Source organism: Gammaproteobacteria bacterium (genome assembly GCA_041395445.1).
GTDB lineage: Bacteria > Pseudomonadota > Gammaproteobacteria > Xanthomonadales > Marinicellaceae > NORP309.
Window position 1 is genome coordinate 316,233 of record JAWLAO010000001.1, and the last position, 20,082, is coordinate 336,314.

A 20,082-nucleotide genomic window follows, 5' to 3' on the forward strand; every position below is an offset into this window, starting at 1 on the left:
TTTTCTAAAATCCCTTAAATAAACCTTCATATCATTAAACTACTGTAACTCGCTGTTGAATTCAGATAAAATGTATAAGATTCCAATAAAATATAACTTATGAAAAAATACACATTTCTTATTCTTTTCTTTATCTCATCAATTGTTAATGCCGATTTAATAAGTGCTACTAAAAATTATGAAGAACAAAACTTTAACGAGGCTTTCAATCAATTTATGGTACTTGCCAAACTGGGTAACATCAATGCCCAACATAATATTGCAGTCTTGTATTACAATGGAGAAGGAACTGCAAAGGACTTGGAAAAAGCATATGCATGGTCAGTAATTTCTGACTCAGAGAATGATAATTATCAACAACTAACAAGCACCATTAAATCCAAACTCTCAAAAGAGCAGCTGGAGAGTGCTGAAGTTTATGCTATAGAGTTAGAAGAAGACTACTCCTATGAAAATAGTAAACTTTTACTAGGTCCAAAAACTGATAAAGCTGATAAAGATTCAAATATAAAAACCAAATCTGTTGAAATCGTTAAGACAGCAGCTCCTTATTATCCGAGAAATATGTTGAGTAAAGGAATTCAGGGTTTTGCTGATATTCAATTTTATGTCTATCCCAATGGTAGTATTAAAGATTTTCAGGTTTTAGAAGAGTTTCCTTCAAATAATGAATTTGCGAGAGAAGCTATCAAATCTATACAAAAATATAAATTCAGATTTAATCCTGATAAATCAGGCAATTATCGAACTGAACCCTATTTGGTAACACAACGAATAAATTTTGCAATTTCAGGTCATGAAGAACGATTACATAAATCTCAGAAAGTAGTCATTGATAAAATACTTGAAAATGCTAAGAATGGTGATGTTGGCTCACAGTACTCTTATGCGGTGTTATATGACACATTACTAGAAAGAAAGAGTGAAATAGATGGTGGCCAAATTACCGACTGGTTATTTAATGCGTCTCAAGAGGGAAATATTGATGCTCAATTTCGTTTGGGTAAAAAGATATATTATGGTAAAGATTGTAAAATTGAAAAACAAAAAGGAGTTGACTGGGTTATGAATTCCGCACAAATAGGAAATGTTGATGCACAATACATGGCATATCAAATGCTAAACAATTCCCAGTTGGTAAACCAATCCGGTCAAACAGCCTTTTATTGGCTCGAACAATCTGCCCTGAATGGTCTTCTTGTTGCTCAATTGAAATATTCTGAGGTCATTGCATCCTCTGACAATCCAACAGAAGAACAAATTGATTTAGCAGAAACATTTCTGAATAAGTATAAAGACAAACTATTTAAAACAATTCAGTGGTATCAAGTAAGAGCTTTGTTATATCAAAAACAAAAGAAAGACTCACAGGCGCTATCTTCAATAAAACAAGCAATTTCTAAAGCAAAAAAATTAAAATGGGATGTGTCAGAACTTGAGCAACAAAAAGAGTTGATTATTAAAAACAAAAACTCAGCTTAGTTATTGGAAACTTCGACTTTATCCAACAGAACCCTCAGCTTCCTTGCTATTTCTGTCGGATAAAGTCTCAAGCCTTGATTTATTTATCCATAACAGGCTCAACCGTATAACCTTTTTCTCTCAAAAGGTTGATTACGCCAACATCACCACCTAGATGCCCTGCTCCGAAAGCAAATAGAGTGACTTGTTGTTTGGCAATTTCAGGAATTTTCTCATCTATTGAAGTAATAAGAAACTCAATTATATACAGCTTGGTTGTCTGTATAAGTGTCAATAGTCATTGGTGATGATTGGTTTTATAAGGAATCAATCAAATAAGGTAAAGTTATCAATGGGAATTTAGAATGAATACAAATTTGCCATTTCCAATTTTCTGAAAAAAAGGTACAATCAATCGCAATAAAAAAGATTGGGAATCAAATTCTATGAATAAACGAATAACTTCGGCAATTATTCTTCTATTTTTGCCCTTTTTAGCAAATGCTTCTATTGATGAAACGATTAATAATACTCTAGCGCCTTACCTGAATAAATTTACTCAAATCATATTTGCACAAATCCCTTTGTTTGGAACCACAGTTCCATGGGTTGTGATTTGGCTGGTAATCGCTGCCTCCTTTTTTACCATCTATTTTAAATTTATCAATTTAAGGACTTTTGGTCATGGTTTAGCATTGATGCGTGGTAAATATGATTACTCCAAAGCTCCGGGAGAGGTTACACACTTTCAAGCACTTTCCACCGCTTTATCTGGAACCGTTGGACTTGGCAATATTGCCGGTGTCGCAGCAGCTGTTGGCATTGGAGGAGCAGGTGCCACTTTCTGGATGATTGTTTGCGGTTTTTTAGGGATGTCCTCAAAGTTTGTAGAGTGTACTTTAGGTGTCAAATACCGTGATATCTTGCCAAACGGTCATGTGCACGGTGGTCCTATGCGTTATTTAACCAAGGGTTTTGCAGAAAAGAATATGGCTGGATTTGGAAAGGTTCTAGCGGTGATTTTTGCAATCATGTGTGTCGGAGGCTCTTTTGGCGGCGGTAATATGTTCCAAGTAAATCAAGCATTGGAGCAAGTGGTTGCTGTCACGGGTGGAGAAGGATCATTCTTGTCTGATAATGGTTGGCTCTTTGGTATCGTCGTTGCCATTCTTGTGGGCATTACAATTATTGGCGGAATCAAAAGCATTGGTCGTGTAACTTCCAAGTTGGTTCCATTTATGGGGATTATATATGTAGCTGCAGGATTGGTTGTGATTTTAATGAATATCAATCATGTTCCCGATGCTTTTGGAGCTATCATAGATGGAGCCTTTTCATTTGAGTCTGCATTCGGAGGTTTGATTGGTGTCTTGATTGTAGGATTCCAACGTGCAGCATTTTCCAATGAGGCTGGCATTGGATCTGCTTCGATTGCTCACTCTGCTGTAAAAACTGATTATCCAGTTACGGAAGGACTGGTTGCCTTATATGAACCCTTCATTGATACAGTAATTGTGTGTACGATTACTGCTTTGGTGATAGGAATAGCAGGGTTTATTCCTGATGAACCAACAAAAGGAATGGGAATTGCACTAACTTCTGCAGCGTTTGGTTCTGCTATTTCGTGGTTTCCTTATGTTTTAACTATTGCAGCAGTTCTATTTGCTTTTTCAACCATGCTAGCTTGGTCATATTATGGTTTAAGGGCCTTTAATTTTTTGTTTGGGCACAGCAAAGGGGTTGATATGACATATAATATTTTATTCCTTACATTTATTATTATCGGGTCTTCTATGAGTTTATCTGCTGTTATTGATTTTTCTGACGCAATGATTTTTGCAATGTCAATACCTAATCTCATTGGATTGTATTTTCTTGCTCCTGTAGTTAAAAAGGAATTAAACAAATATATGTCAAAAATCAAGTCCGGGGAAATCAAACCGACTGAATCATAATTCATTAAGAATTTTCGAGGGTGTGAGTAGAAAAAACAGGGGAACAATAATTGTTTCCCTTGTTTTTTGTCTATAAAATTTTCCTTTTACTTTTTATAACAAAAGTATTAATTAATTGACTATTGATGGTTTCAGAGGATAATTCATTTTTTTATCCTATTTATACAATGATCAAACGCTTTCACTTTCCAATAGTTGTCATAGATGAAGATTTTCGCTCGGAAAATGTATCCGGTTCCGGCATTCGTAACTTAGCAGAGGCAATAAGTGCTAACGGTGTTGAGGTTGTCGGTTATACCAGTTATGTTGACTTAACATCATTTGCTCAACAAGCTTCGAGGGCTTCGGGCTTTATCTTGTCAATCGATGACGAGGAAATAACACATGATTCTGAAACTTCAGATAAAGCGATTGATGAAATCAGGCAATTTATCCAGGCTGTCAGACGAAGTAATCCGGATATTCCGATATTTCTCTATGGTGAAACCAAAACATCACAGCACATTCCTAATGATATTTTGCGTGAATTGCACGGCTTTATTCACATGTTTGAAGACACACCGGATTTTGTTGCCAGACATATTATTCGTGAAGCACAAAAATATATCAATTCAGTTGCTCCGCCTTTCTTTAAAGCATTAATGAATTATGCCGCTGATGGCTCGTATTCTTGGCACACTCCCGGACATTCCGGAGGTGTGGCATTCTTAAAAAGCCCGGTCGGACAAATGTTTCACCAGTTCTTTGGTGAAAACATGCTTCGAGCAGACGTATGTAATGCTGTTGAGGAATTAGGACAATTGCTTGATCATAATGGTCCGGTAGCAGCCAGCGAAGAGAATGCTGCGAGAATTTTTAACAGCGATCATTTGTTTTTTGTCACCAATGGAACTTCAACATCGAATAAAATTGTTTGGAATTCCACCGTTGCAACCGGCGATATAGTTGTCGTGGACCGCAATTGCCACAAATCGATTCTTCATGCTATTATCATGACCGGGGCGATACCTGTGTTTTTAATGCCGACCAGAAATCACTATGGCATTATTGGACCTATTCCTAAACATGAATTTTTACAAGAATCCATTGCTGCAAAAATCGCATCTCATCCTTTTGCTCATCGAGCCAAAAGTAAAAAACCAAGGATTCTTTGTATCACACAAAGTACTTATGACGGTGTGATTTACAATGTAGAAGAAATCAAAGATATGTTGGGTGATAGTATTGACTCTTTGCATTTTGATGAGGCATGGCTTCCACACGCAGCTTTTCATAATTTTTACACTAATATGCATGCCATTGGTGGCGATGAACGCCCTCGAGCTGAGAATGCAACTGTTTTTGCCACTCAATCCACACATAAATTATTGGCCGGTCTTTCTCAGGCTTCACAAATTTTGGTTCAGGAATCTCAAAACGCTCAATTCGATATGCATCGTTTTAATGAGTCATTCTTGATGCACACTTCAACCAGTCCACAATATGCCATTATAGCTTCTTGCGATGTTGCTGCGTCAATGATGGAACAACCTGCCGGTTCAGCTTTAGTAGAAGAGTCATTGCATGAAGCATTGAACTTCAGACGTGCGATGCGAAAAGTAGATAACGAATTTGGTGAAGACTGGTGGTTTAAAGTTTGGGGACCGGATCATTTCAGTGATGATGATGTTCCAATTCAGTCCGAATGGATGATTAATCCGAATGAAGAGTGGCATGATTTTGAAATTGAAGAAGCCGAATTCAATATGCTTGATCCAATCAAGGCAACAATTATCACACCGGGCATGAATGTAAAGGGCTCTTTTGATTCTTTCGGTATTCCTGCTACTATTGTTACGAAGTATCTTGTTGAGCATGGGATTGTGGTGGAAAAAACCGGGTTGTATTCCTTTTTCATTATGTTTAATATAGGTATTACTAAAGGTCGCTGGAACTCTCTGGTTACTGAGTTGCAACAATTTAAAGATGACTACGATCAAAATTTACCGATGTGGCGGGTGATGCCTGAATTTGTAGAGAAAAATCCTCGTTATGAGCGCATGGGGTTAAAAGATTTGTGCCAATCTATTCATAATATGTATAAAGATCATCATGTCGCAACAATCACCAACAAGATGTATTTATCAAACATTGAACCCGGAATGCTACCGGCTGAAGCCTGGGATAAAATGGCGCACAATGAAGTGGAAAGAGTTCCGGTCGATGAATTGGCGGGTAGAATTACAGCAATGATGATTACCCCATACCCGCCGGGTATTCCTTTAATGATTCCCGGCGAACGATTCACTCCTGAAGTCATCAAATATTTGGAATATATCAAAGTCTTTAATGATGCTTTCCCTGGTTTTGAATCAGACGTACATGGTTTAATCAGTAAAGTGATAAACGGTGAAAAACAATATTTTATTGACGTAGTCAAAGAATAACTTTTTTTTACAAATAAAAAGGGGTTAAATACATCATTTTTTAGCATACATTTGTTCATGTTGCCAAGTTGTTTGGCCGAATATATTTTCAACACTTTTTGAGGGTGGTTTTATGAGTGTTTTAGGTGGATTCGTCATCATTTACATGGTGATTTCAGTCATTATTGGGTTATTTGCGGCACGCCATGTTAACAATTCGGCTGATTATATTGTTGCCGGTCGCTCATTACCGATTTATGTTACGATTGCAACTGTATTTGCAACTTGGTTTGGCTCAGAAGCCGTATTAGGAATTCCGGCAACTTTTATTGAAGAAGGCATGTCCGGAATTGTTGCTGACCCTTTTGGCGCTAGTTTCTGTCTGGTGTTTGTCGGCTTGTTTTTTGCCGCTCGTCTTTATCGGATGAAGTTGCTGACTATCGGTGACTTTTATCAACAAAGATACAGTCGCCAGGTTGAAGTGATGGTAGCTATCGCTGTTTGTATCAGTTATCTGGGTTGGGTTTCTGCACAGATTGTGGCTCTCGGACTATCCATAAATTTAATCTCTGCTGAGTTCATCTCATTTGAATGGGGCATGGTTATCGGTCTTATAGTGGTGTTGGTTTATACCATTTTTGGTGGTATGTGGTCAGTCGCCATCATGGACTTTATCCAGATGATTACCATTTTGATTGGTATGTTGCTTGTGGGTTGGCTGGTTGCAAACCGCTTGGATGGAGGTGTTATGGAAGTGGTTAATCATGCCAGCAGCCATGGGAAACTGGAATTCTGGCCGGACTGGAATTTGGCGTCAATACTCGCTTTCATTGGTGCATTTGTGACATTGGCATTGGGTTCGATTCCTCAACAAGATGTATTCCAGAGAGTGATGTCAGCGAAAAATGAAAAAGTAGCTGTGCGAGGAACGGTTATTGGAGGTTCGTTTTACTTATTATTCTGCTTTGTCCCGATTTTTATTGTTTACGGTGCGACATTATTAGATCCAGCCTTAGCTTCTGAGCATCTGGCCGAAGGTGGTGATCCTCAAAGAATTCTTCCTGAGTTTATATTAAACGAAGTTCCAATTTGGGTTCAAGTGATGTTCTTTGGTGCTTTATTATCCGCTATTATGTCAACAGCATCCGGAACTCTTCTTGCACCTTCTGCGATATTTGCAAAAAATATACTAAGAAGTTGGTTAAACCTCAATGACCATCAGTTACTCATAACTTTAAGGCTGACTGTTTTAGGATTTGGATTGTTAGTTCTTTGTTATGCATATTTGAGTGCTTCGGTGGGTCTGAGTGTTTTTGAAATGGTAGAGAATGCTTATTTAGTTACTTTGGTCGGAGCATTTGTACCTTTGGTATTTGGAATTTATTGGAAACATGCCAATAATAACGGTGCTCTTTTATCGATTGCTATGGGCGTTATCAGTTGGGGTGCTTTTGAAATTGTACAAATCAAAATGTCGGCTCAAGGTGAGGAGTTGTTGGTTCCTCCTCAATTAACAGGTTTGTTTATGGCAATTATTGGGATGATTGTTGGTAGTAATATTAAACGATTCAAGAATAAGAGCATTGAGATAGAGCAACCGACCCAGTAAGTTTACTATTTTAAATTTTTTGAAATGTTGCAAATCATCAATCTTCGAGTTGAATCACTTAACCCAGTTTTTAGGGTTTTGAGGAATTGCATCTTTGCGAATTTCAAAATAAAGTGCGGGTATTGGCATATCTCCTGAATTTCCTACTGTGGCAATTTGTTGTCTTTCTTCAACCCAATCTCCGGCTTCAACACTAATGGATTGATTGAAACCATAAAGCGACATGTATCCATCCTGGTGGTCAAGAATAACCAACATTCCAAACCCTCGCAACCAATCTGCAAAAGCCACCCTTCCATAAGCGATAGCACTCACCTGATTGCCAAAATCGGATTGGATAACAACTCCGCTCCAGCGAGTATCTTCAGATTTCTGCGAATTAAAAGAACGAATATATTTACCGTCAACTGGTTGTTTCATTTGTCCTCTCAACTGTGCAAATGACTTATTCAGTCCTAAATCCTTGGGTAAATCACTGAGTAATACCTGAATTTCATTCAACAATTGTTGCAAACGCTGTTGGTCTTTATTCAAAGTCTCGCTTTCAGTTTCATGCTTGGCGATTTCCAGTTTCAGATTATTCAAAATTTCCAGTCTCTGTTTTCTCTGTTTAAGTAACTCAGCTTGTTGCTGTTCCAGAATTTCTTTCTTATGATTTTCTTGCTCGAATAGTTTTTCCCTCTCAGACTTCAAAAGTTCCAGGTTTTCAATCTCAACAGCCACTTCACGAATCAAATTGAATAATTTGTTTTGCAAGTATTTAATTCGATGCTTGCTTTGTATATCCGCTTCGTTACCCGGATTTATCAGCAACATTTTCAGAGTTTTATCATGATTGAGATAGATTTGTAATTTCAATAACTCAGTAATTTCATTTTTTTGTCTTTCAATGCTGTGATTGCTGATTTCAATTTTCTCGTTGATTTCTGAAATTTCTTTTATGATTTCCTGTAATTGCAGATTGCTTTCTGTAATTTGATTCGAAACCGAACTAATGACTCTGTCCTGATGTTCCAATTCATCAATTAGTTCTTTTTCTTTACCATAAGCATTATTCAGCTTCTGTTTTAATGTTTTTAGCTTGCTTTGAATGTTTTCAATTCCAACCTGGAGCTCGGCTTCACTTTGCTGAGCATGAAGAGAATATGAACTGATAAATAATATAACGAGAATTGCTTTGAACATTAACTATTGAAGTATAAATATGACTTTATTATAGAGCTTAACGGCAATCTATTATAGAATGCGTGACTTTCTAAAAACAATTAAATGATAGTTGGTACTTGAAAATATTTTTTTCAACCCTATTAACCTGCCTGAAAGTTCGAGGGAATTAAATTTATGTCTCAGTTAGCTGAATTTGTTAGCAATCATTTGTTTTTGTCGCTTGCATTTCTTGCTGTGTTTTTTATTTATCTTTCAATTATTATTGGTGAAAAAACACAAGTATTCAAAAATGTCGATACTAATCAATTCACCCAATTGGTCAATCATCAGAACGCTGTTGTTATCGACACTCGTTCCAAAGAAGATTTTGCCAAGGGACATATTGTCAATGCAATTAATATTCCAACCTCCGAACTCGTCTCAAATGCAAAAAAAGTGGACAGTTTTAAAGGCAAAGCTGTTATCGCTTATTGTGCAAATGGCATTACTTCAAAAGCAGTTTGCAGACATTTGACAAAATCCGGAATTGAACATGTGTTTAATTTGTCCGGTGGAATCAATGGCTGGATTGGTGAGAAGCTACCAATAGTCAGAAATTAATATAAAATTATAAATTTAAAAATTGAATAGGAGTCAATAATGACTGAAGAAAACAAAACAGCAGCACCTCAAGCAGCGAACCCTGAAAATATGCCAACTTTGGTTTTACAAAAAGTTTATACCAAAGATGCTTCATTTGAAGCACCAAATGCTCCGGATGTTTTTAATGAAAAAGGACAACCGGAAATTAAAATGAACTTGAATCAAAAAGTTAAAGAACTGGCTCCCGATGCCTATGAAGTCCTGCTTACAATAACCGTAACTTGTGAAGTAAACGGGAAAAATGCTTACCTTGCTGAAGTTCCACAGGCCGGAATATTCGGACTGAAAAATTTTGACGATAGAGCAAAACACCAAACATTGGGCACATATTGTCCAAACTCTTTATTTCCTTTCGCTCGTCAAGCAGTTACAGAGTTGGTTCTGAATGGCGGATTCCAACCATTGTTATTGCAACCTGTGAATTTTGATCAATTGTATTTCCAACAAATGCAACAAGCGCAGGCACAGGCACAAGCTCAATCAGAAGCAGATAATTCTACAAAACAGTAATTTATGAAATTTGCTGTAATTGGTGCCGGTTCCTGGGGAACTGCTTTGGCAATTCAACTTGCCAGAAATGGTACTACTTACCTTTGGGGAAGAAAACCCCAACATATAGATGAAATGCAAAAGTCCCGGAAGAATCAGAAATACCTTCCGGGAATTGTTTTCCCTGATAATCTTATCCCTGAAAAAGATTTAGAAAAAGCCATCTCATCATCTGATGCGGTTCTAGTCGTATCACCATCTCATGCTTTTGCCGAGATTCTTGAAAAAATAACTCCTTATTTGCAAGAGCGTCCATTAGCATGGGCAGCTAAAGGGTTTGAACCGGGTTCCGGACGTTTTCTTCATCAGGTTGCAGAAGATATCATTGGCAAAGATCATCCGATGGCATTAGTTACCGGACCATCGTTTGCTAAAGATGTTGCCGAGGGGAAACCGACATTAGTTACAGTTGCCAGTAATAGTGATAAATTCGCGCGTGATGTGGCTTATGCTCTGTATAACTCCCAATTCCGAGTTTATATCTCGCACGATATGATCGGTGCCGAGTTAGGTGGTGCGGTAAAAAATGTTCTTGCATTGGCGACAGGTATTTGTGACGGTATGCAGCTTGGGGATAATACGCGGGCAGCTATCCTTACACGAGGAATGGCTGAAATGATGCGTTTAGGACAAGCGATGAATTGCAAACCCGAAACTCTTATGGGTTTATCCGGATTGGGCGATTTGGTTTTGACTTGTACCGGTGATTTATCTCGAAACCGCCGAATGGGACTCGCTTTAGGGCGAGGACAAAGCATTGAAGAAGCTAAAGCGGAAATTGGTCAAGTTGTTGAAGGTATAAATACAGCCGATGAAGTGGTGCGTTTAGCAAAAAAATATAATGTTGATATGCCAATTTCAGAACATGTTTGGAAAGTCGTAAATGGTTTGATGACCCCCGCTGATGCAGTGAAAGAACTCATGTCCAGAGAAGTAAGGCAAGAATTTGAGTAAGCAATTACAAATCAAAATCTATAAAGACCCAATAGAGCACATTGTTGTCTTCCTGAATGATTGGGAAACTTTTGGCAATAGCAACAAAATCAACGAACTGCACTATCGTTTAACAAGTCTTGATGGGAAAGAATCTGAGCTATACATCAAAAATGACATCCTTATCATTCAAGGTGAAATACCCAGTAAAAGTCTCATGATTATAGACAAACTGGCAAAATCATGCGAGTCCGATAAAATCATTGAAGGTGAGTTTGTGGGGAAAGGTTCAACACCTCCTGATTTCGAAAAAATGTTTTCCCAGCAAGGTTTTAATGCTGAGATGCCATTTGCAGTAAGGCAATTTGGTAAAATCACCACTCTTTCCAAAGGTAAGATGATTGTTTTACTGATTCTGGCATTACCCATAATGTTGATCATGTTACCAATAGCAATTATTTACATGATTATAAAAATCATCATGTTAAAGTTAAATTTTAAATAATTTGCTATAATCTATAACCAAAATTTTGCTTGTTACCAATATTATCGTTGAGATTAAAACCATGTCTGTCACTTTTAAATTTGTTTTTTTACTTTTTGTTTCATTATTGATTACCCAGTATTCTTTTGCTGATAACACTATTTATCTGACACGTCATGCTGAAAAAGCGTCCACCGGAAAAGATCCTGAACTGGATGCCATCGGACAATTTCGGGCAAAAAACATTGCAGCTATGCTTTCATCTGTCGGAATTACACATATATTTTCAACCGATTACAATCGTACTAAACAAACAGCAACACCATTGGCAAAATACCTGAACCTTGAAATTCAAATTTATAATCCTGCTGATTTAAATGATTTTGCAGAAAAACTGAAGAAAATTGATGGTGCTATCTTAGTTGTCGGGCATAGTAATACAACCCCTCAATTGACTACGTTATTAAGTGGTAAAGAAATAATGCCAATGCAGGAAAAAGACTATGATACGCTTTATCAAGTGATTTCCACAGGTGAAGAAAAAACTGTCAATCATCTGCGTACCATTCCATCCTATATTTTGTCACCGACTGTTGAAATAAAAATCAAAGCTAATGAAAATCAATAAAATTTTAATTGCCAATCGTGGTGAAATTGCTTGTAGAATCATTCAAACCTGCCAAAAACTAGGGATTGAAACTGTCGCGATTTATGCAAATATAGAACGGAATTCCAGACATATCCAATTAGCGAATGAAGCCTTTTGCATTCATTCAGAAACACCAACATCTGCTTATTTGGATATTCAATCAATCATTGAAATTGCGAAGAAATCAAAAGTCGATGCTATTCATCCGGGATATGGATTTTTATCGGAACGAGCCGAGTTTGCACAAGCCATTGAAGAAGCGGGACTTATTTTCATCGGTGCTCCCATTGAAGCATTGAAATTAATGGGCTCAAAAGCGGCTGCAAAAGCCTCAATGCTGGCAGCCGGTGTTCCATGCGTTCCAGGTTATCATGGTGATAATCAGGATGTTGACTTTTTACAAACAGAAGCCAATAAAATTGGTTATCCGTTACTCATTAAAGCCAGTGCAGGCGGTGGTGGCAAAGGCATGAAAATCGTCACTAAAGCTGATGATTTTATGGATGCGTTAAACTCAGCAAAAAGAGAAGCTCTGAAAAGTTTTGGTAATGACCATGTGATTTTAGAAAGATTCATCACCAAACCTAAACACATAGAAGTTCAGGTTTTTGCAGATAGCCATGATAGTGTCGTGCATTTGTTTGAACGTGATTGCTCAACCCAAAGACGCTACCAAAAAATTATCGAAGAAGCCCCTGCAACCTGTATTTCGGACTCAACCAAAGAATCTATGTATCAAGCGGCTATATCTGCTGCCAAAGCAGTTAATTACCGTGGAGCCGGAACGATTGAGTTTATCGTTGAAGATGATGAGTTTTTCTTTATGGAAATGAACACTCGATTACAGGTTGAACACCGTGTCACGGAAATGATAACGAATACAGATTTAGTTGAATGGCAAATCAAAGTCGCAGAAGGTGATGAGTTACCACTGAAACAAAGTCAGATTCAATGCAACGGTCATGCGATTCAGGTTCGGATTTATGCAGAAGACAGTTTCAATGACTTTCTGCCCTCAACAGGACTGCTCGAACAAGTTCAATTTCCGCAACAGGATAACATTATTATCGATACGGGAATTCAAAAAAGTGATTCCATCAGCATCCACTTTGATCCTATGATTGCGAAGATTGTTTGCTGGCAGGAAACTCGCGAGAAATGTGTTGAGAAAACATTACAAAGTATGGATGATACTTTTATCTCAGGTGTCAAAACCAATTTGCCCTTTTTGTCCGAAATCATGTCTCTGGATGTTTTTTCAGATAACCAAATTTATACCAACTCTTTGGATAATGGCACTATTTCGGTTGCGATTCCGAAAATCGACAATCAGGTCATATCTACCTTAGCCCATAAGCTCTATTTTCAGGAGACAAACTCAATTTGGCAACAAACCAACCACTGGAGCAACTCAGGAGATTATTTTAATCATTTCAAATGGTTATATCATGGAGAAGATATCGTTATAAACGCTAAATTTCATGATGATTCGGTTATTCTTGATGATGGCTCACAGGAACAAATTCTTGAAAACACCAAACTGTATAAATCTGATAAACAAATATTACTGACTCATAATCATCATCGTTATATTTTTGACATCATCAATCACGAAGCCGATAGCTATATTCATAGCGATAATAATATCGTTTCGCCAATGCCCGGCAAAATCCTGCAAATTAAGGTGAATGAAGCAGATAAAGTGACAAAAGACCAAACCCTGATTATTATGGAAGCAATGAAAATGGAACTAACACTAAAAGCCAACTCTGAAGGTACAGTGAAAAAAACTTTAGTCAAAGAAAATGATATTATCCCAGCAGGAACAGTGTTAATAGAACTGGTTTAAATATTAACAGACTGTAAACAATTCTGTGTATCTGCGCTCATAAATAATCACCTAAGCGATTTTCAAATTCTATCACAAAACGATTCAAAGCAGGCTTCCAGTTGCGAATGGGCATAGTCCATTTGCGGGAGGCCTCTTTTACAGCCAAAAATATCGCCTTTTTGGCAGAATCGTCAGTAGGGAATATCTTACGCTTTTTAATCACCTTTCTGATAACACTATTGAGTGATTCTATCGCATTTGTGGTGTAAATGACTTTTCTAATATCTTCAGGGTAGTCAAAAAAGGTGTTGAGATTGTTCCAGTTTGCTCTCCATGATTTGCCAATCTGTGGATATTTACCGTCCCAACTGGAACAGAATTTATCCAATGCAAGCAAAGCTTCATCTTCTGTGATGGATTTATAAATGCTCTTCAAATCAGCTGTAACTGCCTTGTAATCCTTGTATGGAACATACTTGATGGAGTTGCGCACCATGTGCACGATACACAGCTGGATTTGTGTATCAGGATAAACAGTCTCAATGGCTTCGGGGAAACCTTTTAATCCATCAACACAAGCAATGAGAATATCTTTAACGCCTCTGTTTTGCAATTCTGTGAGGACTCCCAGCCAGAATTTGGCACCTTCAGTTTCAGCAAGCCACATGCCTAAAAGCTCCTTATGACCTTCCATATTAACGCCCAAAGCAAGATAAACGGACTTGTTGATTACTTTTCGATCTTGTCGAACCTTAACCACCAGACAATCCAGATAAACAATGGGATAAACAGCATCCAATGGGCGGGACTGCCATTCGGTGACTCTGTCGATGACTGCATTGGTGACCTTTGAAATCAGGCCGGCTGATATGTCAGCACTGTATAGTTCCTGGAACATATCAACGATTTCACGGGTACTCATGCCTTTGGCATAAAGGCTCAGAATCTTGTCATCCATGGCTGTGAACCGGGTTTGGTTCTTCTTGATGAGTTCCGGTTCAAACTCCCCATCACGGTCACGAGGGGTGTCCAGAATAAATGCTCCGGTATCGGTTCTCACTGTTTTGGAAGTGTATCCATTGCGGGCATTTCCGGAAATCCGTGAACCCCCTTTATCGTAACCAAGATGGTCATCCAATTCAGCATTGAGGGCTGCTTCAACAGTTATTTTGCTCAGGATTTGGCTGAATTCAGCCAAATCCTTTTGAGTTTTGATACCTTTGGCAAGTTCTTTGCCTAAGGCTTCAAGTTCTTTTCTATTTTTCATAATGTACCTACTTTAACAAATTTCAATTAAAGCAGATACACAGATTTATTTACAGTGCCAATATTAATGACCTTGAATATAATGAAGCCACAACTTTGACTTCATTGATTGAAAAATAATTTGTATAAAACAGAAACGATTGAACCAATCAAAAATTGGTGGGCTCGGGCAGGATCGAACTGCCGACCCCCACGATGTCAACGTGGTGCTCTCCCCCTGAGCTACGAGCCCTCCGATTCAATTAACAATTAGCAATGAATAGTTTGTAATTATCAATAGAAGTTTGAATAAAAAACCTCGAAACCATTGATGATTTCGAGGTTGCGTATATTAGCTTTTAGGCTTTTTTATTGCAAGTTATTTGTTGTATTTAAGAGTTTTGTTCTTCTTGTGTCTAACGACTTTTAATTTGATTTTTTCCTGATCTTCAGTCTTGATAAGATATTTGACTACATCTTTGGGTGAACTCACGTCGTTATCGTCAACTGATTTAATCACATCACCATCTTTCAAACCAAATACATTGCTTTCATCAACATGAAGGACTAAAACACCTCCATTAGTATCGAAGTATTCACTTAAATCATCACTCATTGAGCTCATTTCATGATGTTTTCCAAGTAATTTGGAGGTGCTATGTCCATCAGAAACGAAAAAACTTATTTTTGAACTATCAAATTCTTTAGGGAAAACAATATTAATATCTTCATCATTAAAACTAAAATCAGAGTTTTCGTCACCGAACACCATTACCTTAATATCTTTATTAAACTTGTTTAATACATTATCTGAATCAGAGTCATCATACTCCTCTAGCCATTCATAGAATTCACTAGATGGTTTTCTCATCATGCCAAAAATATCGTTCTTCTTAGCTTCAACATCGAAACTTAAAGCTTTACCATCACGTTCAACTAATACTCTTACCATTTCTCCTTCTTTATAGCCACCAATCTTCTTTAAATTGTCTTGAAAATTTTCTCCATCAATTGATAAGTCTAGATTGCCAATTTTTTTAATTAAATCTCCTTTCTTAAGTCCGGATTTTTTTGCATCACTACCATCAAGCATATAACCAACATGGAGGCCATCATCTTGTTTCATCGTCACAAATCCTAAATTAATTCCGTTATGCTCAATCTCATGTTTCCCTGAAAAAACTTTAACATGCTTCCCATCATCAAATTTTTCAATCCATTTAAAGTGCTCGTCTTTGTCTTTCAACATATCGTGAATCACGATTTTGTGTTCCAGTTTTTTGGCTTCAACTTCGAATTTCATTTTTTTACCGTCGCGTAAAAGTTCGACTTTGACCTTTTCGCCTTCTTCATATTTTGGAGCTTCTTTTTTAGATTTGTCTCCTTTTTGGCTTGTCATGTCTTGTCCGGCAATTTTCGTTACAATATCACCTTCTTTAATGCCCGCAGCTTCTGCTCCGCTTTTTTCGATAATTTTGGTCACATGCCAGCCATCATCCTGAACATCAACATAAAAACCAAGCATTGGTTTATCATTGCCAACAACCATTTTGTCCATAGCAATTTTAATTTCCTTGTCGCCATGCTCCCCTTTCTTAATAAACACTTTGTGCATATCATCATCGGCATTCCACTCAAAAACTTCTGCATCATCACCATCTAGTTGTTTTTTAATGATTTGGATGTGCTTTTCAATCTCTTTGTGTTCACCATCTGAGTCAATCACAATAACTTTATGAGATTTACCATCTTTTCCACCTTGGCCTGAGCGTAGATGTAAGTCTGAACCTAATTGATGAATATCAGAGCTCAGGTGTAACATTTTCAGTTCACCATTGTCTTCCATTTGTTTGATTTCTTCAGGTGTCAGTTCTTTGCCGTTAACGACCACTTTTTTTACGATTTTATCACCATCTTGCTGGATTGTGACTTCGACTTCTTTCTCCTCATGCACTAATTTTTCATTGCCTGCGGAGACATTAAGTGCCATTGCCATCGTTGCTACTAATACTTTTAATTTCATAATCTTACCTCTTGGTTATATGATATATGGTTTAACTTTTTGAAAATCCTCTTTGTTGTTGATTTTGCGTTGCAGCAAAACCAAATCCCCCAATAAATCCAGCTTGGCTGCCAACAGCTGGGATTTACGATTCTTGTCTTGAGTTTGCTGAATGTCATTATCCAGCTTCGCCAAATAGCTTTCGATATTGACAATTCTCTCGGTGATTTCTGAACCCGGTGGCGAATAAACCGGTGTTTCAGCAATCAATAATTGTTCCAGTTGCATGGTCCGTTTGACCAGTTCCTGTATCAGCAAGTCTTTTTCATCCAACGTATTTCTCTGCCAGAAAAATGCCAAACTTATAACGGCTACTGCCGCAATTGATAGAAATGTGACAAAACGATGTTTTTTAACAATTTTATTCTGTTTAAGCTGAGTTTGAATGTCCGCAAAAATATCTTTCGGCATTTCAATTTGCGGCATTTGTTTTAACTGCTGTGATAATTCGTTCATGACATTATTGGACTGCTTCATAGCCACCACCATTTTGAGTTAAATACATTTGAGCCAATTGTTTGGCTCTTGATAAATTGGTTTTAGAAAAACTGATACTTTTTCCAAATAAATCAGCAATTTCCTGATGATTCAAACCTTCAACTTCATACAACCATAAAACGCTGCGTGGAATTGTTGGAATTTTATTCAACGCAAATTCCAGACTAGACATGGTCTCATGAGTGTCCCGATGAATCTGTTTCTCTTTAAAATCAACATTTGTGATTAAGTGAGAGTTCTTTTTAATAAATGATAAAGTGGTGTTGATGCAAATTTTACGAATCCAGAACCCTAAGGATTCAACCGACTGACTTTGGTTGATTCGGGTAAAAACTTTAACAAAAACGTCTTGTGAAACATCCAAAGCATCATGGCGGTTTTGCACCATGCGATATATCAGGTTATAAACCGGTGATGCAAATAATTCATAAATCTTTTTTTGAGCGTTGCTGTTTTTCTTGCACGCTGATTTATAGGTTATTTCATCAATTGTTTGGTTAAAAACACTCACTATTTACATTTATTTTTTGTATTTGCTAACATTAAGACTCTACACAACCCAAAAGGTCACAAAATAGATAAAAATTTTCCGATAAAATATTTTCTTCTGCTCATTATACTGATTATTGCTAGTGGTTACGGGCTTCTTTGGTTTTATCATAATGTGATACCTGACCCGTTGCCAAATAAAGAATTTTATTTGTTAATATTAATTTATTCGCTCATTTATTTAGTAATTTCAATAGCTTATAAGAATATTAGTTTTAGTGAACGCCATAGAGTCATTGGGATTCAATCCACTAAAATCAAATATTTCATCATTGCGATATTATCTGCTTTAATAATTTGGGGTTCAGCTTTATTGATGCAGAAATTTTTACTCAATATAAATGTTATTGAAGAAGCTCGAGATTGGTATTTAATTAATCAAAACCATTTACCGGCAACCTTTGTGACAACTGTTGTATTCGCTCCGATTGTTGAAGAAATGTTGTTTCGTGGAATATTTTTACAGACCATGAGAAGATATTTATCACCTTTTTTGAGCATATTTATTGTTTCGTTGATATTTTCAGTCGTGCATTTCTCATTAAGTAATGCGATTCCGTTGTTTGTGGCTTCAGTAGTTTATTGCATCATTACAATAAAATCTCAAAGCATTATTCCATCGATTATTGCCCATATCTTCAATAATTTTCTGACTTTTGCGTATTTTTTAAGACTCGTTTAAGTTACAATTAAGAATAATTCTCAATAGTGATACCAATAATGAAGAAAACAATTTTGTTGCTTACTTTTGTAATTTCAAGCTTCTCCTTTGCCGATGAAACCAACCCAACTCAAGAAGAATATGCTCAAGCATTGCTAAGTGCAGTTGGAGATCGTGGACCAAGACTCAACCAAATGATTCGTGCATTTGCTTCCTATTGTGGAACACCCGAACATTTTGGTTCAGGCATGGGTGGAAACTGTGATGATATTTATTATCAAGCCTTACAAGGAAACACTGCCGTTATTCTCAAGGTTTTAAAAGTTTTGCGACCCAGAGAAATTGTTCAATCAACCAGAAAGTCAACCGAAGTCATGGCTTCTCAACAAGCCAATATTTCTGCCAGAATGGCACATATTCGCTCCGGTGGTAATAACTTAACAAAAACAAACCAGCAAAATAATTCAAGCACCGGCATATTATCGTACAACTCTGATGGTTCCGGCGGAGGTGATTTTGTCTCACCTTGGGGATTTTTTGTCAACGGCAAATTCTCAAGCGGTGATTACAATTATGTTGATACCCCAGATGAAGGGTTTGATTTTGATACCGATGGTTTAACGATGGGAATTGATTACAGATTGAATGATAAATCAGCTCTTGGGCTGGCAGTTGGTTATGCTAAGTTCGAATCCTCCACTTTTGAGGACAGCACAGTTAAAACCAAAGCGGTGACTTTTTCAGCTTATGGAACATTTAACATCACCGATAATTTCTATGCAGATGTGAAGGCCAGTTACAGCGAACCTGAAATCAATCAAGACAGGGTTTTAAATTTCATCGTTGGACCGAACCAAAATGTCGCCGTTGCCCAAGGTGAGACTCAAAGTTATCAGCATTCTGTGGTTGTGAGTTCAGGCTATCAATTTAACAGTAAAAACGGTTGGCAAATCACTCCAAGTTTATCCTTTGAGTACTCCCAATCAAGCATGAATGAATTTGTTGAAAACGGTGCTTCAGTCTGGAATGTCGCCTACAGTGAACAAACCTATAGAACCCTGAGATCTGTTGCCAGTTTGCAAGTTAATAAAGCATTGAGTTTATCACGAGGCGTATTGATTCCATCATTTGGTGTGAGTTTTATTCATGAGAACCAAAACAATGACAACAACATGTACATGCGTGTTGATGGCATGCCGATTGATGAGTTTTTTGAAACTGACATGAATTTTGTGGATAGCGATTACAACTTGGCGAATATAGCTCTGACATTTGTTGGTTCTCAAAACAAGCAAGCCTTTATTCAATATTCAAAAGTTTTCAACTGGAATGAAATTGATCAATATAACATCAATTTAGGTGCAAGGTTTGAGTTTTAGAAA

At 37.2% G+C, this 20,082-nt stretch carries 18 protein-coding genes and 1 tRNA gene; 12 read left to right on the top strand and 7 right to left on the bottom strand.

Annotated features, from left to right (window positions below; genetic code table 11):
* The first annotated feature begins 99 nt into the window (after positions 1-99).
* On the top strand, positions 100-1,482 hold the full coding sequence (locus tag R3F25_01430; protein ID MEZ5495488.1) for a TonB family protein: 1,383 nt from the start codon (positions 100-102) through the stop codon (positions 1,480-1,482).
* A gap of 79 nt (positions 1,483-1,561) precedes the next feature.
* Here R3F25_01430 and R3F25_01435 read toward each other — a convergent pair whose 3' ends face one another.
* A complete protein-coding gene (locus R3F25_01435; GenBank protein ID MEZ5495489.1) occupies positions 1,562-1,756 on the bottom strand; it encodes a TraB/GumN family protein in 195 nt (64 codons plus the stop codon).
* 151 nt (positions 1,757-1,907) lie between these two features.
* On the opposite strand from R3F25_01435, the gene R3F25_01440 reads away from it, so the two are divergent.
* The 3 genes from R3F25_01440 (at position 1,908) to R3F25_01450 (ending at position 7,430) form a co-directional block, all read left to right on the top strand.
* Positions 1,908-3,416, top strand: coding sequence for an alanine/glycine:cation symporter family protein (locus tag R3F25_01440; protein MEZ5495490.1), 1,509 nt, complete (start codon positions 1,908-1,910; stop codon positions 3,414-3,416).
* 167 nt (positions 3,417-3,583) lie between these two features.
* On the top strand, positions 3,584-5,842 hold the full coding sequence (locus tag R3F25_01445; GenBank protein ID MEZ5495491.1) for an arginine/lysine/ornithine decarboxylase: 2,259 nt from the start codon (positions 3,584-3,586) through the stop codon (positions 5,840-5,842).
* Between the two features lie 112 nt (positions 5,843-5,954).
* On the top strand, positions 5,955-7,430 hold the full coding sequence (locus tag R3F25_01450) for a sodium:solute symporter family protein (protein ID MEZ5495492.1): 1,476 nt from the start codon (positions 5,955-5,957) through the stop codon (positions 7,428-7,430).
* A 54-nt stretch (positions 7,431-7,484) separates the two neighbouring features.
* Here the strand turns inward: R3F25_01450 and R3F25_01455 are convergent, their stop codons facing one another.
* Positions 7,485-8,615, bottom strand: a complete 1,131-nt coding sequence (locus R3F25_01455) for a peptidoglycan DD-metalloendopeptidase family protein (protein ID MEZ5495493.1) — start codon at positions 8,613-8,615, stop codon at positions 7,485-7,487.
* A gap of 156 nt (positions 8,616-8,771) precedes the next feature.
* Between R3F25_01455 and R3F25_01460 the strand changes: the two genes are divergently transcribed.
* From R3F25_01460 to R3F25_01485, 6 genes are all read left to right on the top strand, one after another.
* Complete coding sequence (locus R3F25_01460) at positions 8,772-9,197, top strand: rhodanese-like domain-containing protein (protein MEZ5495494.1); 426 nt, start codon at positions 8,772-8,774, stop codon at positions 9,195-9,197.
* 39 nt (positions 9,198-9,236) lie between these two features.
* Positions 9,237-9,749 (top strand): protein-export chaperone SecB, encoded by a 513-nt coding sequence (secB, locus tag R3F25_01465; protein ID MEZ5495495.1) that lies wholly within the window; start codon positions 9,237-9,239, stop codon positions 9,747-9,749.
* A 3-nt stretch (positions 9,750-9,752) separates the two neighbouring features.
* A complete protein-coding gene (locus tag R3F25_01470; GenBank protein MEZ5495496.1) occupies positions 9,753-10,742 on the top strand; it encodes an NAD(P)H-dependent glycerol-3-phosphate dehydrogenase in 990 nt (329 codons plus the stop codon).
* Entirely contained in the window at positions 10,735-11,226 is a 492-nt protein-coding gene (locus R3F25_01475) for a hypothetical protein (GenBank protein MEZ5495497.1), read from the top strand. The genes R3F25_01470 and R3F25_01475 overlap by 8 nt, the downstream gene beginning before the upstream one ends.
* Before the next feature lie 61 nt (positions 11,227-11,287).
* A complete protein-coding gene (locus tag R3F25_01480; GenBank protein MEZ5495498.1) occupies positions 11,288-11,833 on the top strand; it encodes a phosphoglycerate mutase family protein in 546 nt (181 codons plus the stop codon).
* Positions 11,820-13,703 carry a biotin carboxylase N-terminal domain-containing protein gene (locus R3F25_01485; protein MEZ5495499.1) on the top strand — a complete coding sequence of 628 codons (1,884 nt, stop codon included), beginning with the start codon at positions 11,820-11,822 and terminating at the stop codon, positions 13,701-13,703. Before R3F25_01480 ends, R3F25_01485 begins: the two co-directional genes overlap by 14 nt.
* A 37-nt stretch (positions 13,704-13,740) precedes the next feature.
* On the opposite strand, the gene R3F25_01490 is transcribed toward R3F25_01485, so the two are convergent.
* From R3F25_01490 to R3F25_01510, 5 genes are all read right to left on the bottom strand, one after another.
* Positions 13,741-14,952 (bottom strand): IS256 family transposase, encoded by a 1,212-nt coding sequence (locus R3F25_01490; protein ID MEZ5495500.1) that lies wholly within the window; start codon positions 14,950-14,952, stop codon positions 13,741-13,743.
* Positions 14,953-15,108: 156 nt separating this feature from the next.
* Positions 15,109-15,183: transfer RNA gene (locus R3F25_01495), tRNA-Val, on the bottom strand.
* A gap of 126 nt (positions 15,184-15,309) precedes the next feature.
* Positions 15,310-16,953, bottom strand: a complete 1,644-nt coding sequence (locus R3F25_01500) for a PDZ domain-containing protein (GenBank protein MEZ5495501.1) — start codon at positions 16,951-16,953, stop codon at positions 15,310-15,312.
* A 15-nt stretch (positions 16,954-16,968) separates the two neighbouring features.
* Positions 16,969-17,469, bottom strand: a complete 501-nt coding sequence (locus tag R3F25_01505; protein ID MEZ5495502.1) for a hypothetical protein — start codon at positions 17,467-17,469, stop codon at positions 16,969-16,971.
* Complete coding sequence (locus R3F25_01510) at positions 17,453-18,001, bottom strand: RNA polymerase sigma factor (GenBank protein MEZ5495503.1); 549 nt, start codon at positions 17,999-18,001, stop codon at positions 17,453-17,455. The genes R3F25_01505 and R3F25_01510 overlap by 17 nt, the downstream gene beginning before the upstream one ends.
* A 354-nt stretch (positions 18,002-18,355) precedes the next feature.
* Here R3F25_01510 and R3F25_01515 point away from each other — a divergent pair, with 354 nt between their 5' ends.
* Positions 18,356-18,721 carry a CPBP family intramembrane glutamic endopeptidase gene (locus R3F25_01515; GenBank protein ID MEZ5495504.1) on the top strand — a complete coding sequence of 122 codons (366 nt, stop codon included), beginning with the start codon at positions 18,356-18,358 and terminating at the stop codon, positions 18,719-18,721.
* Positions 18,722-18,759: 38 nt separating this feature from the next.
* Positions 18,760-20,079 carry an autotransporter outer membrane beta-barrel domain-containing protein gene (locus R3F25_01520; protein MEZ5495505.1) on the top strand — a complete coding sequence of 440 codons (1,320 nt, stop codon included), beginning with the start codon at positions 18,760-18,762 and terminating at the stop codon, positions 20,077-20,079.
* Positions 20,080-20,082: the final 3 nt, after the last annotated feature.

Coding starts and splice junctions, on each gene's coding strand:
- R3F25_01430 (MEZ5495488.1), top strand. CDS start 100: ATGAAAAAATACACATTTCTTATTCTTTTCTTTATCTCATCAATTGTT.
- R3F25_01440 (MEZ5495490.1), top strand. CDS start 1,908: ATGAATAAACGAATAACTTCGGCAATTATTCTTCTATTTTTGCCCTTT.
- R3F25_01445 (MEZ5495491.1), top strand. CDS start 3,584: ATGATCAAACGCTTTCACTTTCCAATAGTTGTCATAGATGAAGATTTT.
- R3F25_01450 (MEZ5495492.1), top strand. CDS start 5,955: ATGAGTGTTTTAGGTGGATTCGTCATCATTTACATGGTGATTTCAGTC.
- R3F25_01455 (MEZ5495493.1), bottom strand. CDS start 8,615: ATGTTCAAAGCAATTCTCGTTATATTATTTATCAGTTCATATTCTCTT.
- R3F25_01460 (MEZ5495494.1), top strand. CDS start 8,772: ATGTCTCAGTTAGCTGAATTTGTTAGCAATCATTTGTTTTTGTCGCTT.
- secB (MEZ5495495.1), top strand. CDS start 9,237: ATGACTGAAGAAAACAAAACAGCAGCACCTCAAGCAGCGAACCCTGAA.
- R3F25_01470 (MEZ5495496.1), top strand. CDS start 9,753: ATGAAATTTGCTGTAATTGGTGCCGGTTCCTGGGGAACTGCTTTGGCA.
- R3F25_01480 (MEZ5495498.1), top strand. CDS start 11,288: ATGTCTGTCACTTTTAAATTTGTTTTTTTACTTTTTGTTTCATTATTG.
- R3F25_01485 (MEZ5495499.1), top strand. CDS start 11,820: ATGAAAATCAATAAAATTTTAATTGCCAATCGTGGTGAAATTGCTTGT.
- R3F25_01490 (MEZ5495500.1), bottom strand. CDS start 14,952: ATGAAAAATAGAAAAGAACTTGAAGCCTTAGGCAAAGAACTTGCCAAA.
- R3F25_01500 (MEZ5495501.1), bottom strand. CDS start 16,953: ATGAAATTAAAAGTATTAGTAGCAACGATGGCAATGGCACTTAATGTC.
- R3F25_01505 (MEZ5495502.1), bottom strand. CDS start 17,469: ATGAAGCAGTCCAATAATGTCATGAACGAATTATCACAGCAGTTAAAA.
- R3F25_01515 (MEZ5495504.1), top strand. CDS start 18,356: ATGCAGAAATTTTTACTCAATATAAATGTTATTGAAGAAGCTCGAGAT.
- R3F25_01520 (MEZ5495505.1), top strand. CDS start 18,760: ATGAAGAAAACAATTTTGTTGCTTACTTTTGTAATTTCAAGCTTCTCC.